Origin of the sequence: Paenibacillus caseinilyticus (assembly GCF_027533645.1) — a bacterium.
Classification (GTDB): domain Bacteria; phylum Bacillota; class Bacilli; order Paenibacillales; family NBRC-103111; genus Paenibacillus_G; species Paenibacillus_G caseinilyticus.
The window spans coordinates 194,733-206,975 of the sequence record NZ_JAQAGY010000012.1 but is presented as its reverse complement, the minus strand read 5'-3'; the positions used below and the strand labels follow the sequence as shown (position 1 = coordinate 206,975).

12 protein-coding genes and 3 pseudogenes are annotated in these 12,243 nt (G+C 56.3%); 3 read left to right on the top strand and 12 right to left on the bottom strand.

Annotated elements, in window-relative coordinates:
* Window positions 1-391: 391 nt before the first annotated feature.
* Genes O9H32_RS19115 through O9H32_RS32925 form a run of 3 tightly spaced genes read right to left on the bottom strand, consistent with a single transcriptional unit; the run spans window position 392 to window position 2,453 of the window.
* Complete coding sequence (locus O9H32_RS19115) at window positions 392-1,435, bottom strand: sensor histidine kinase (RefSeq protein WP_269867718.1); 1,044 nt, start codon at window positions 1,433-1,435, stop codon at window positions 392-394.
* Window positions 1,432-2,145: a response regulator transcription factor gene (locus O9H32_RS19110; RefSeq protein WP_269867717.1), complete on the bottom strand. Its 714-nt coding sequence runs from the start codon at window positions 2,143-2,145 to the stop codon at window positions 1,432-1,434. The genes O9H32_RS19115 and O9H32_RS19110 overlap by 4 nt, the downstream gene beginning before the upstream one ends.
* A gap of 38 nt (window positions 2,146-2,183) precedes the next feature.
* Window positions 2,184-2,453: a hypothetical protein gene (locus tag O9H32_RS32925; protein ID WP_406627346.1), complete on the bottom strand. Its 270-nt coding sequence runs from the start codon at window positions 2,451-2,453 to the stop codon at window positions 2,184-2,186.
* A gap of 393 nt (window positions 2,454-2,846) precedes the next feature.
* Here O9H32_RS32925 and O9H32_RS32920 point away from each other — a divergent pair.
* A pseudogene (locus O9H32_RS32920) lies at window positions 2,847-2,987 on the top strand (IS1380 family transposase); the annotation flags it as partial.
* Between the two features lie 83 nt (window positions 2,988-3,070).
* On the opposite strand, the gene O9H32_RS19105 reads toward O9H32_RS32920, so the two are convergent.
* Complete coding sequence (locus tag O9H32_RS19105) at window positions 3,071-3,286, bottom strand: hypothetical protein (RefSeq protein WP_269867716.1); 216 nt, start codon at window positions 3,284-3,286, stop codon at window positions 3,071-3,073.
* Between the two features lie 246 nt (window positions 3,287-3,532).
* Here O9H32_RS19105 and O9H32_RS19100 point away from each other — a divergent pair, with 246 nt between their 5' ends.
* Window positions 3,533-3,796, top strand: coding sequence for a MarR family winged helix-turn-helix transcriptional regulator (locus O9H32_RS19100; RefSeq protein WP_269867715.1), 264 nt, complete (start codon window positions 3,533-3,535; stop codon window positions 3,794-3,796).
* Window positions 3,783-4,318, top strand: a pseudogene (locus tag O9H32_RS19095) (MOSC domain-containing protein). Before O9H32_RS19100 ends, O9H32_RS19095 begins: the two are co-directional and overlap by 14 nt.
* A 253-nt stretch (window positions 4,319-4,571) precedes the next feature.
* Here O9H32_RS19095 and O9H32_RS19090 read toward each other — a convergent pair.
* The 8 genes and pseudogenes from O9H32_RS19090 to O9H32_RS19055 all read right to left on the bottom strand — a co-directional run.
* Window positions 4,572-4,832: pseudogene (locus tag O9H32_RS19090) on the bottom strand (23S rRNA (pseudouridine(1915)-N(3))-methyltransferase RlmH); the annotation flags it as partial.
* Between the two features lie 289 nt (window positions 4,833-5,121).
* Window positions 5,122-6,207 carry a LysM peptidoglycan-binding domain-containing protein gene (locus tag O9H32_RS19085; protein WP_269867714.1) on the bottom strand — a complete coding sequence of 362 codons (1,086 nt, stop codon included), beginning with the start codon at window positions 6,205-6,207 and terminating at the stop codon, window positions 5,122-5,124.
* A 107-nt stretch (window positions 6,208-6,314) separates the two neighbouring features.
* The gene (locus tag O9H32_RS19080) at window positions 6,315-7,232 is read right to left on the bottom strand and encodes a type II secretion system F family protein (protein ID WP_269867713.1); all 918 of its coding nucleotides are present in this window, start codon (window positions 7,230-7,232) and stop codon (window positions 6,315-6,317) included.
* A 36-nt stretch (window positions 7,233-7,268) separates the two neighbouring features.
* Entirely contained in the window at window positions 7,269-8,231 is a 963-nt protein-coding gene (locus O9H32_RS19075) for a type II secretion system F family protein (protein ID WP_269867712.1), read from the bottom strand.
* On the bottom strand, window positions 8,228-9,658 hold the full coding sequence (locus O9H32_RS19070) for a CpaF family protein (protein WP_269867711.1): 1,431 nt from the start codon (window positions 9,656-9,658) through the stop codon (window positions 8,228-8,230). The genes O9H32_RS19075 and O9H32_RS19070 overlap by 4 nt, the downstream gene beginning before the upstream one ends.
* A gap of 61 nt (window positions 9,659-9,719) precedes the next feature.
* A complete protein-coding gene (locus O9H32_RS19065; RefSeq protein ID WP_269867710.1) occupies window positions 9,720-10,586 on the bottom strand; it encodes an AAA family ATPase in 867 nt (288 codons plus the stop codon).
* A 32-nt stretch (window positions 10,587-10,618) separates the two neighbouring features.
* On the bottom strand, window positions 10,619-11,287 hold the full coding sequence (gene cpaB, locus O9H32_RS19060; protein ID WP_269867709.1) for a Flp pilus assembly protein CpaB: 669 nt from the start codon (window positions 11,285-11,287) through the stop codon (window positions 10,619-10,621).
* A gap of 46 nt (window positions 11,288-11,333) precedes the next feature.
* Window positions 11,334-12,242, bottom strand: a complete 909-nt coding sequence (locus O9H32_RS19055) for a Tad domain-containing protein (protein WP_269867708.1) — start codon at window positions 12,240-12,242, stop codon at window positions 11,334-11,336.
* Window position 12,243 lies beyond the last annotated feature (1 nt).

The following is a 12,243-nucleotide window of genomic DNA, read 5'->3' as shown; positions in this document are numbered from 1 at the left end:
ACGGATGGGTTCGCAACACCATAGCTTAACGACCTTCCTCACCAGCCGTAAGAATAGTATAGAACGTCTCAGTAAAATTTTCATTATTCTGTGGTGCCCCGGCAGGGGCATGGATGGCTAACGAGTATGTCAGTTTAAGACGTATAATAGGAGAGCCCTCATATTCTGAGGGCTTCCCTTATTCAGTTTTCTTTATCTCACCAGCCCGAGTTCATACTCAATATTATTCTTCTATTAAGCCCAAAAGAGCGAATGCCGCAACACTTTACATAAGTGATATGCTCCTCGCTTGAGTTCGGATTAACATTCGCGTCACTTGTGATAAGGTTCTCCGTAACGATGCTAACGGCGAAAAAACTAGTCAGCGCGTAAACGTGCTGATTTCTCAGTGTCATATTCGTTCTGGCCTAACAAATGACTTAAGTGTGATTCTAAATCTGCTCCCATTTTCGTCGGTGTGCTCTAACTCCAGTTGCCCATTCATCATCTCAGTCAGGTGCCTCGCGATGGAGAGTCCGAGCCCCGAGCCACCTTGGTTGCGATTACGCGACGATTCTACTCGATAAAACCGTTCAAAAATGAGATCTCTCTGGTGAGGATGAATGCCTATGCCCGTATCCTGCACACGTACTATAAGGTTCCCAGCCTCTGCAGTTAAAAGAATCTTAACTTCACCGCCCTGTCGGTTGTAACGTACTGCATTCTCGATCACGTTATGAAAAACGTGGAACCATAGATGTCGACTGCCGACCACATGGATCGTAGGTTGTTGCAAAAGGACTTCCAGCCGTAAAGAAACCTCAAGCGTTCGTGAGATCGGTTTAATTTCCAATACGATATCATTCAGCAACTGCCTCAAATCGAAAGTCTCGTCATCCCCCGGGACATATCTACCATCGGACAAAAGAAGCAAATCTTCAACAAGAGATTCCAGACGGCTTAACATGCGATCCGCAGCAAGTCGGAAATCTTCCATATCCGTAGGATCATCTGGAGATAGAACAAGTACATCCAACTGGGTTCTAAGTATAGCTAACGGAGTGCGCAACTCGTGCGACGCATCGCTAATGAATCGGCTTTGTTGGCGGAATGCAACCTCTAACCGATCCAGCATGGAGTTGAATGACAGGCCGAGGTCGCGCAATTCTTCTTCCCATTCCTCCAAACGTAACCGGGTATGGAGGGTGTGGCTATCGATAACGGCAACTGCCTCGCTCATTTCGCGAACAGGTCTTAAAGCGAGCCCTGCGACCCAATATGAGCTAACCATTCCCGCAATTACAGTGAAAGCAAAGCTGAGCAGCATGTTCGACAAGATCGGGGTGGAGTGAGAAAAGATAGCAAGCAAGCCGGCAAAAATCAAACATAGCATCATAAGAACGGAGGTGGTGTAGAGCGATAATCGAGTACGCAAAGAGAGGCGGTATCTCTTCATTCGAAGCACACCGCCTCAACATGAGCCCCCGAATGCAGACGATATCCCTCACCTTGCACCGTTATTATATAGGGTTCCGTATGATCGGCAAGTCTTCCGGTGGCAAGCTTCCGGCGTAATGAATTTATATGAACACGTACGGTCGTAGTAAACGGGTCGGCATGGGCATCCCAGATGTGCTCAAGTAAAGTTTCCGCTGATATCGTTGCCTTTGCGTTCAATAACATATATTCCAAGATCGCAAATTCCTTGCGGGTCAGCGGCAAGTACCTCCCCGCTTGCATGACAGTTCGAGCAGCCGAGTCCAGTAACAGATCCCGATAAGCAAGGCGAGAAACCTTAAGTGGAGTTTCCCGCCGTAGTTGCACGCGAATCCGGGCCAGCAACTCATGGTAATGAAAAGGCTTTCCGATATAATCGTCTGCCCCTACGTCAAGCCCATTGATAATGTTATGCGACCCGTGACGAGCAGTTAACATGATGATAGAAAGACGGGGTTGTGATTGTCGGAGTCTCTTGCAGACCTCGACGCCATCCATAACAGGAAGATTAAGATCCAGCAGCACAAGATTGTAGCGATTCGCTTCCGCCATCTCCCACCCTGCCGCACCATCCTCTGCGATATCCACTGCATACCCTTCCCGACGCAAGCCCTTGGCCAGCGCCTGCGCCATATCCACTTCATCCTCTACCAGCAAAATCCGTATCATCCCCACCCCCTTATCCAGCAGTATGAATGTTATTTCTATTATAGCGTATTGGATGACTTCTTAACGGGGATGCTACAGGTCGCTGTACGAAGCTGGCGGAATCCGTACCAGGTTCCTCCCCCCCAGACCAGCGTCACCACCACGCCAGCGAGGACAAGATGCTCCCGGAGCATTACGCCCATTGCCGAACCCCCAAGCAAGCTGAGTCCCAAAGTTAGGGTAAATGGCAAGTGGCACGGACATATGAGAAAAGAAACAGCAACCCAGAAAATACCTTTGCGCTTCTGCTGCACTACTTGACGCTCCATTGTAAATAACTCCCTTCATGCATACTATAAGCGATTATAAATACTCCGTTGTCAAATTGATGTTAATTTCCTTTTTAACTTATGATAAGCTTCTTGGTCTATAGGAGATTGAATTACCAAGCAATCTGGCAACACATCCGATAGATATCTGATTGAATTCATTAGGTCTGTCCTCTATGACCTTTTTTTGCGAACGAAATAAGTAATTCCTCCAACCAGCACAATCACAGCGCCTACGCAATAAATGATGGGGTTCATATTGTCGCCTCCTTCTTCGATCAGGATAGTTTCATTGTACGATATGAGATGTTAAATCTTCGTTAAGTCCATGCTGTGAAATGCAAATTGAAATCATTTCACCAGCCATGACAACGCTTGAACGTATGGTACAGGAAGCCCGGCCGGAAGAGCTACCATCATCCCTTGCTCGCCTTTGAGGCGCAATCCCGATTGTGCTTGAATGCAGTCCTTCGTGCGGGAAATACCCACTCTTCGACCGACTCCATTCCCTTCCTCCAGCAAACGCTCGAGCTCTCGGAGGGCACTTGGCTGATGATTTTCTTGTTAGGTTTGCGATCGAGAAATCATGATGGTTTCTTATCGAACGCCTGAATGATCTAAAATCCCGGCATGATGCGCTCAGCAAGCGTAAGTCGGAGGCCGAACGGCAGCTTGCTGAGCGCACTGCCGACCCGATCCCGCTCGACCAAGTGAGGTAGGCTCTCTCCCAGTTCCACCATATGCTTGCCGTCTCCCCCATCGAAACACAAAAAAGTCTGCTTCAAACGCTCGTGAAGCAGATCCATGTCAAGACCATCTGAACCGTCTCCCACAGACGGCTCTCCCCAGCATGCCTCAGACGACAGCCACACGCCTCATAAACGAGTTTTTTCGCAAGATGTGGCTCAGTGTAACTCCCACCACCCTAACCTTACACACGCCTTTTTGGCTGGTCCCCCGGCAAAAAAATTGCCGCTATTTGTGATAAGGGTCACCGCTATGTATCTAAACACAAAGTTACCTTTTGGCCACAAAATATATATCAGTATATAACACAACCGCTCAACAATGTAACAAGGATGATCGACCGACTGGAGCGCGAAGGATTGATTCAAAGAGAAAAAAGCGAAGAAGACCGACGGGGAGCATATGCTGTTCTCACGGATGAAGGGGAAAACCAGCTGCGTAAAGCCTGGCCTATATATGCAAGGGGGATCAAGCAGTATTTTTCCTCCTCTTTATCCGATGAGGAAGTAGAGATTCTGACACGTTCTTTTGGCTTGATCTATAAAGAGCTGCAGTCTTCGGAGGAAAAGGGGGAAATGAATCATGAGAGGAAGTAGCGCTACAGTTGAAAGGGTAATGGTGGCTGAAGACACGACAACGTTCATTACTCGCTCCGTGCCTATATTCAGATTGAATTAGGAGGGGTTCCAGGGGATCGGCATTACGGCTTGTTACGTCCTGCGGATTCCAGACAAAACATTTATCCTCGGGGTGTGCTGATTGCCAACAGACGTCAAATCAGTATCGTTTCGAAAGAGGAATGTGAGTGCATCGCCAATAGACTGGGTCTCCCTGAAATACAGCCGGAATGGCTAGGGGCCAATATGATCATTAGCGGATTTGAGAAGCTCACAGAACTACAACAAGGAGCCAGATTGATTTTTCCGGATGGAACGGGATTGATCTGTGAAGGAGAGAACCTGCCCTGCATTGGACCCGGAAGGGTGATTGAAAAAATGTATAATCAGATCGGGCTTAGCCAGAAATTTGTGTCTGCTGCTAAAAAATCGAGAGGTATCGTTTGTTCCGTGGAGAGGGAAGGCCGGATTTCGGAAGGCGACACGATCGCATTTTTTTAACTCTCATCGCGCATCCCGCCACTAGTGGACCTCCCTCAATCACTACGGGTACAATGCTCACAGGATCAGTTTTGCTTACGGTACCACTCGACAGGGTTGTATCGGAACGCATATCAAAACGAAAGGGACCGTGGAGGTTCTGCTCCAATGGTCCCTCTTAAAGTGCGTGCTTCGTTACATAAATGATACTATAGTAGCTACCTATTTATGTAAAACACCTCTGTCTGACCCTGTCCTTGATTTAAAATTTGCGTCATTTGTGATAAGGTCCCCCCCGCATAATCCGGAACGTGCGGTACACCTGCCCCACCAGCACGAGCCTCATCAGTTGGTGGGGCAATGTCATGCGCCCGAACGAGAGCTTGAGGTCGGCGCGCGCCAGCACCTCGGGGGCGAGGCCGAGCGAGCCGCCAATGACGAACGCTACGGAGCGGCGCCCGTACGTGGCGAGGTCCTGCAGCTGCCGCGCGAGGTCTTCGCTCGAGAGCGGCTTGCCGTCGATCACGAGGGCGATTGTCTGGCTGCAATGCCTGCTAGGCCGGACTTGCTGTGTTTCTTACGACGATTGTGCTTCTTGTTCCAGAACAGCGTCAGCCTCTTCCGGATATACCAGTCGATTTTGTTCAGAAACAGGTTCGCAAACACATCCATCCCGTTGTTACGAAAAAAACGCGTTTATAAAATATATAAGATTACAGGATCGAGCCTGGCGAGACATACATTCTTTCATAAAAATGAACAAAAAAACCGCTCCCCGTTCCCTGAGGAACACGGAGCGGCTTGACTGCGGCCTTAGTGCGAGCCTAGCGCGTTTCCCACCATTTCAAATAAGCGTACGGATTGAGCGGCTTCCACGAGGCGTTCGTGTCATACATGCCGAAGTGCAGATGAGGGATGAATTTGCCGCTCGTCCCGGCCGGACCGTATCCTGTGGCGCCGACATAGCCGATGAGCTGCTCCTTCTTGATCCTCGATCCAAGCTCGATGCCACCCGCATAAGCGGACAGATGCGCGTAATACATCGCGATGCCATTGTCGGCCTGAATGGTCAGCCTCCAGCCTCCGTAGGTGTTCCAGCCTTTGCGGATGACCAAGCCGTCCCACGAAGCGAACACCGGCACCCCTGTATTGGCCTCCATGTCGTTGCCTTCGTGCACCCTCGCCGTCTGGCCGAGCGAGAACATCCTGGCATCCCCGTACGTATCCCCGAAGGGCAGATACGTGCGCCCGAGCAGCGGGAACGTTCCTTCCACGAACATGCCAGGCGACGGTACCGACGGCGCAGCCGGGATGGACAGCTTTTGCCCGACCTGCAGGGCATCGCTCTGCAGTCCGTTCGCTTTCCTAAGATCGGCTATCGTCGTCTCCGTTTTGGAGGATATGGAGTAGAGGGAATCGCCCTTCTGGACGACATACCAAGGATTAACTGTCGTAAGATGCTGCCCGATGTAGATCGTATCGGTCTTCAGCGCATTCCATTCCTTAAGCTGCGCCACGGTCACCCCATACTTGCGGGAGACGCTCCAGAGCGAATCCCCCTTCTGTACCAGATAATGGCGTTCTTTCTTGTAATTCTTGGCGAGCGGATAGACCGCATACGCCGATATCATCGCTTTGCCGGAGGCATTCACCGTCACCGGCGTGTCCAGCGTCACCGGCGTCCCGTTCTTGTATGCTTGGCTAGAGCCCGTCTGGAGCCTCAATGTCAGTTCGTCCTTCGTAATCTCGATGAGGTTCGAGCCTGCCGACCAGGTCACCTTCGCCCCCATCGCTTCGAAGACATCCCTCACAGGGACGACCGGACTCATAGCAGACGCCTCTCCTGCGGCCGTCAGCAGAGCGAGCAGGGCGCCCGCACTCAGCATTCGCTTTCGCATGCCTTTCAACATACGCGTTCCTCCCCTTGGTTTGCGGATATTCTCGAAGTAGGATCCCGCATTTTACCAGAGGATATGAGAGGAGAATATTGCCATGCCGTGACGGCGGGGAGCGTGCATTAAGGCGTCTTCGAGAACGCCTCGATGAACTGGATCACCGCCGGCCCCAGCAGCACGATGAACAGGGACGGGAAGATGAAGAGCACGAGCGGGAACAGCATCTTGATCGGCGCCTTCATCGCCTCTTCCTCGGCCCGCTGCTTGCGCTGCTCGCGCACTTCATGCGACTGCACCCGCAGCACTTGGACCATGCCGATGCCGAGCTTCTCCGCCTGCAGGATCGAGGAGATGAGCACCTTCAGCTCGTCCAGCGGCAGCCGCTCCCGGACCCCGCCCAGCGCTTCGCGGCGCGTCTTGCCGAGGCGGATCTCCTCGAGACAATAGCGGAATTCGCCCGCCAGCACCCCATCCGACTTCGCCACCAGCTTGCTCAGCGCGGCATCGAAGCCAAGTCCGGCTTCGAGCGAAACAGTGAGCATATCGAGCACATCCGGCAGCTCGCGCAGGGAGAGGCGCAGCCGCTGCTTGGTCTTCAGCCGCAGGTAGTAGGCCGGTATGAAGGAAGCTGCAGCTAGACCCAGGCCCCCGAAGAGCACGGTGCCTCCGAAGCCCGCATGCAGCAGCAGGCCGTACAGGCCGAAGGCGGTCGGCAGCAGCAGATACAGCACCGTCTGCAGCAGGCGGAATTCGAGCGTGCCCATGCCGAAGGGCCGCCCGGCCTGCAGCATCCTCATCTCGAGGCGCGACGCCTGGGCTTCCGTCATCCGGCGGCCGAAGTAGCGTCCTGCCGCCTGCCGGCAGCGCAGCAGGACTGCGGCGAACATAGCCCCCGGGCCTATGCCGGCGCGGACCGGACCCTCCGCCTCGCTGTCCCCCGCGCCGCCTCCTCCTTCCCCATCCGGCGAGATCATCGCGAGCCGCCGCTTAACGTGGGTGTGCCGCTGCTGCCAGGAGGTGAAGGCGGCTTGTATCAACAAGATAACCGTAAGAAAGAAACAAAGATACAGCATGCGTTACACCTCGATCGTCGTCATTTTGCGGATCAGCACGAAGCCGATGATGCCTGAGAATACCCCAGCCCCCACCATCAGGAGCCCGACGGGATGATGGAACAGAGAACCGATATAATCCGGTTCGATTACATAAATCAATACGCCCAGCACGAGCGGCAGCAGGCCGATGACGATACCCGAGAGCCGGCCCTGCGCCGTCAAGGTGCGGATCTGCCGCTGGATCTTGCTCCGGTCGCGGATCGTCTGCACGATCGTCTCGAGGACGACGGCCAGGTTGCCGCCGACCTGCCGCTGGATCAGGATGCACTGGACCATAAGATCGAGATCTCCGCTCGGCATCCGTTCCTTGAGCCGCAGCAGCGCCTCCTCCATCGTCGTGCCGTACTGCATCTCCTTCAGCACGATCTCCATCTCGCCGCGGATCGGGTCTTCCGACTCGTCGACGACCGTCTTCAGCGCCTGGGCAAAAGAGAAGCCGGCCCTCAGGGAACCGATGATCGTCGTTATCATATCCTGGAGCCCGTCGTTGAACTTCGCGATCCGCTCCTGCTCCTTGCTCTTCACCACCCAGCGGGGAAGCAGATATCCCGCCCCCGCCCCGAGGAAGAGAGCTAGGGTGGAGCCTGTCGCCAGCAGCAGCACCCCGCCCAGCAGCGCCGCCGCCACCCACTGCAGAAGAATATATTCCTCGGGCCTCAGCTCGAGCCCCGCCCGGCCCAGCATATCCTCGAGCCGGTCCTTCTTCTTCCTCGTAAGCACTTTCTCCCGTATCGTCTGCTTGTAGAGCTGCAGCTGCACGAGCAGGCCGAACTGGCGGCGCCCCAGCTTCCGCTTGTCGCCAAGCTCGAGATAGCGTTGAATTCGGCCCTGCAGCCGGCGGTCCGAGAGGAACACATACTGGAGCAGGGCTGCGGACAACAGGAAAGCGGAGAAGCCGAAGAAAGCGATCAGCAGCCACTTCATCGCCCGTCCTCCTCGACGAAGACGGTCGGCGGAATGTAGATGCCGGACGACTCGAGCCGCTCGTAGAACTTCGGGCGCACCCCGGTCGGCACCAGCTTGCCGATCATCTTCCCTTCCTCGCTGACGCCGAGCTGGCGGTAGACGAAGATATCCTGCAGCACGATCACGTCCCCTTCCATCCCCTGTACCTCGGTGATGTTGGTAATCTTGCGCGTGCCGTCCTTCAGCCTCGACTGCTGGATGATCACGTCGATCGCTCCGGCGATCTGCTCGCGGATCGCTTTGACCGGCAGCTCGATGCCCGCCATGAGCACCATCGTCTCCAGACGCGAGATCATATCCCGCGGGGAGTTCGAGTGGCCGGTGGCCAGCGACCCGTCGTGGCCCGTATTCATCGCCTGCAGCATGTCGAGTGCTTCGCCTCCGCGCACCTCGCCGATGACGATGCGCTCCGGCCGCATCCGCAGCGAGTTGCGGACGAGGTCGCGGATCGTGATGCCGCCCTTGCCTTCGATGTTCGGCGGCCGCGACTCGAGCGAGACGACATGCTCCTGGGAGAGCTGCAGCTCGGCTGCATCCTCGATCGTGACAATCCGCTCGTCGCTCGGGATGAAGGAGGAGAGCACGTTCAGCGTCGTCGTCTTGCCGGAGCCCGTTCCACCACTGACGAACATATTCAGCCGCGCCTTCACGCAGGCATCGAGGAAGACAGCCATCTCCCGGGTCACCGTGCCGAAGCGGGTCAAATCCTCGATCGTGTACGGATCCTTGGAGAATTTGCGGATCGTAATCGTTGGTCCCTTCAGCGCCAGCGGCGGAATGATGACGTTCACGCGGGAGCCGTCCGGCAGCCGCGCGTCCACCATCGGCGAGCTCTCGTCGATGCGTCGGCCGATCGGCGCCACGATCTTGTCGATGACGCTCATCACGTGCTCGTCATCGCGGAACTGCACGTGGGACAGCTCCAGCTTCCCGGCCCGCTCGACGTAGACCTGATTCGGCCCGTTCACCATCACTTCCGTAACCTCCTCGTCGAGCAGCAGCGGATTGATCGGGCCGAAGCCCGTCAAGTCGTTCACGAGCTCGTCGATGACCTTCTTGCGGTCGATCCGTCCGCGGAAGGACTCGTCCTCCTTCAGGATCTCGACGGCCATCGCGTCGAGCTTCCCAATGACCGACTCGACATCTTCCTCCTTCAGTTCGCTGAGCACCTGCTTGTAGAGCCGGTTCTTCAGCTCCTGGTGCTTCGTCGGCTGCGAACGCTGTTCTTTGCCCTGCGGACTCTCCGCCGGCCGGCGCGTGTCGCGGAAGCTCGAGATCAGGTCCTTCTTCGGAGGCTTCCCCTGCGGGGGCTCCTGCTGCTCCTCTACGGTACCTTCTCCCTGTGCGGCCGCTGCCTTGGCCTGGATGCGGTCCATCAGACTCATCGTGAATCCCCCTCTTCTCTCTATATCAATTGAAGTTCAGTTCCATATACATTCTTATATTTCAAAAAAAGGATGCCGGCCCCTTCGTCCGCTGCAGCAGCGACTGCAGCAGACCTTGAGGCTTCGGCTGGAAGAGCGCGATCTCCCGTCTGGAGATGAGCTGCTCCGCCATTTTGAATACTGCCTTGGCGATCTCTGTCTTGGCTTGGCTCAGCACGAAAGGAATGCCGAGATTCAGCGACTGGGAGACGATGCCGAAGTCGTTCGGCACATAATAGGCAGACTCTTCGCCGAGAAGGTCCGGCACATCCGCCGCTTTGATCACGCTCTCCATCGTGGAGCGGTTGACCACGACCTGGACCTTCTCCCGCAGTCCGAGCACCTCCAGCGTCTCCAGCATCAGCTTCGTATTCTTGATCGCCACCATCTCCAGCGTCGTCAAGACGAAGACCTGATCCGCTTTCTCGATGTATTGGATCGTCTGCTCCTGCAAGCCTACGCCTGTATCGATCAGCAGATAGTCATGCTGCGCAGCCATCAGAGAGCACACCCTGTCGATGGCCTGCGGAGTAATCAGGTCCGCATGCTCCGGCCTCTCCGGCGCAGCCATCACCTTGACGCCGCTGCCGTGCCGGATCAGGTAGCTCGACAGCGTGAAGCCGTCCATCGATGCGATGTCTTCCACGACATCGCGGATCGTGAAGGTCGGCGCCAGATCCATCGCGAGGCCGACATCCCCGAACTGCAGGTCCCCGTCGAGGACGCCGATCTGCAGCCGGTTGTTTTTGGAGAGCGCGACCGCCAGATTCACAGTCATGACCGTCCGGCCGATCCCTCCTTTGGAACTGACGACGGCGATGATCTCCCCCCGCTTGGCTCCCGGCCGGTTCTCCTGCTCCGCCTGCCCGTTATCCTTATTCTCCTCCATGGGTGTCCCTCCTTCCGGTCTCCCGGTCTTCACTACGGCTGTGCCGGCAGCGCTCTGCCTTGCAGGACAAGACTCACAGTCCCCAGCTCATCGGCTTGCACTACTTTCGGCGCATCCGCCGCCTTCACTTCCAGCGTCACCGCACTGTACTCGGCATACGGCGTATCTGTGCCCGCCTCCACCATCCGGCGTCCTACAGCCAGCACCCGTACCCGCTCCAGCAGCACGGACGAGGCGACGGTCCCCGCTCCTTTGTCCGTAGGGGTCCAGATGACATCGACGGTATCCTCCGGTTCGATGAGGTTCGAGACGGACTGCACGAAGTTCACTCCGACCGAGACGCCCCGGTACCCCTCCTTCACCTTGCGCGAGACGAACAGCGACTCATCCCTGCCTCCGGCCAAATGATGGGAGAGCAGCACTTCACCGGCGGCAAGCTCACCGGCGGCAAGCTTGCCTTCCGCTTCCGCTATCGTCCTTACGGCCTGCGGATGCAGCCCGAGCTCGGGGACCTGCACCAGCTCCAGCACGGAGGCATCGAGCACCCCGTTCTTCTTCACCGCGCTTTTGACGGCCACCACCTCTACCATGCTCGCTTGTACGGCTGCGGCCGCATCGTATTTCTTCATATAATTGAAGAACAAAAACGTTGTGCACAGCCCCATCGCCACTGCAGCTGCCAGAATCAATTTGGATCTCATGATGTTCTCTCCTTCATATGTAGTAGCGGCGGGCTCGCTTGCCCGCCTATTCCGTCAGCCGGATGGCATAGGCCCCCTTGAATACCGCCTCGGGGCGCGCGGTTCCCGTTCCTGTCCGTTCGATGAAGATGCCGTCGATATACGTATCCTTGGCATTCATCGGCTTCGCAATATAGAAGTAAGCGAAGCCCGTAATCTTCACATACTTGAGCTGGTTAGACGAGGGCTGGTAGGGCTGGTATACCGGGATCAGGATGATCCGGGAGCAGTCCCGGTGGGAATAATCCCCGTCCGGATAAGGACAGCGGTTGATCCGCTCATTGACCCCGCTCTGCGTCTTGCCTGCAATGTTGCCCGTCTGGGTATCGATAATATCGCCTACTTTCAGCACCTGCTTGTAGCCGTACTTCAGGTTGTCCTCGTAGGTCGCCGCACCGCTCCCGCCCAGCGCCAGAATGCCGAAGTTGCCCGAGCTGACCTCCGTCTGGTCCACCTTCAGCCGGTACTGCCGGCCGAACTCCAGCGGAATCGCCTCATCGATCCCAAGCGGTGCCGCACCGGCCGCCTCGCCCATCGTGCGGATCTCCGCGGCCGCCGTAACCTCAACCGGGGCAGTCTCCCGGCCGAAGAGCCGGGAGAAGCCCAGCGGCACGTCCCGGTGAAGCGAGACGCTGACTCTGCGTCCGAGCTCGATCCGGGAGGAGGTTAGCTGTCCCTCTTCCTCATGGCGCCGCAGCACGGTCCGCACCACTTCATTCACCTTCGCCTCTGACTCCGTCAGCTCCTGGGCTCCGGACAGTACTGCGGCATTCGCCGCCTTCTGCAGGCGGCTCTTCTGCACATAGACCGTGCCCCCGTCGATGACGAGGCCCGTGGCGCCGAGCAGCACGGACAGCGCGAGCGCTACTAGAACCAGCGCACTGCCCTCCTGCCCTTCGAGGAACCTTTTCATCATC

Excerpts from the sequence above, each read along its gene's own strand:
- O9H32_RS19055 (WP_269867708.1), bottom strand. The coding sequence starts at position 12,242 with ATGATGAAAAGGTTCCTCGAAGGGCAGGAGGGCAGTGCGCTGGTTCTA.
- cpaB (WP_269867709.1), bottom strand. The coding sequence starts at position 11,287 with ATGAGATCCAAATTGATTCTGGCAGCTGCAGTGGCGATGGGGCTGTGC.
- O9H32_RS19100 (WP_269867715.1), top strand. The coding sequence starts at position 3,533 with ATGATCGACCGACTGGAGCGCGAAGGATTGATTCAAAGAGAAAAAAGC.
- O9H32_RS19085 (WP_269867714.1), bottom strand. The coding sequence starts at position 6,207 with ATGTTGAAAGGCATGCGAAAGCGAATGCTGAGTGCGGGCGCCCTGCTC.
- O9H32_RS19065 (WP_269867710.1), bottom strand. The coding sequence starts at position 10,586 with ATGGAGGAGAATAAGGATAACGGGCAGGCGGAGCAGGAGAACCGGCCG.
- O9H32_RS19075 (WP_269867712.1), bottom strand. The coding sequence starts at position 8,231 with ATGAAGTGGCTGCTGATCGCTTTCTTCGGCTTCTCCGCTTTCCTGTTG.
- O9H32_RS19110 (WP_269867717.1), bottom strand. The coding sequence starts at position 2,145 with ATGATACGGATTTTGCTGGTAGAGGATGAAGTGGATATGGCGCAGGCG.
- O9H32_RS19070 (WP_269867711.1), bottom strand. The coding sequence starts at position 9,658 with ATGAGTCTGATGGACCGCATCCAGGCCAAGGCAGCGGCCGCACAGGGA.
- O9H32_RS19115 (WP_269867718.1), bottom strand. The coding sequence starts at position 1,435 with ATGAAGAGATACCGCCTCTCTTTGCGTACTCGATTATCGCTCTACACC.
- O9H32_RS32925 (WP_406627346.1), bottom strand. The coding sequence starts at position 2,453 with ATGGAGCGTCAAGTAGTGCAGCAGAAGCGCAAAGGTATTTTCTGGGTT.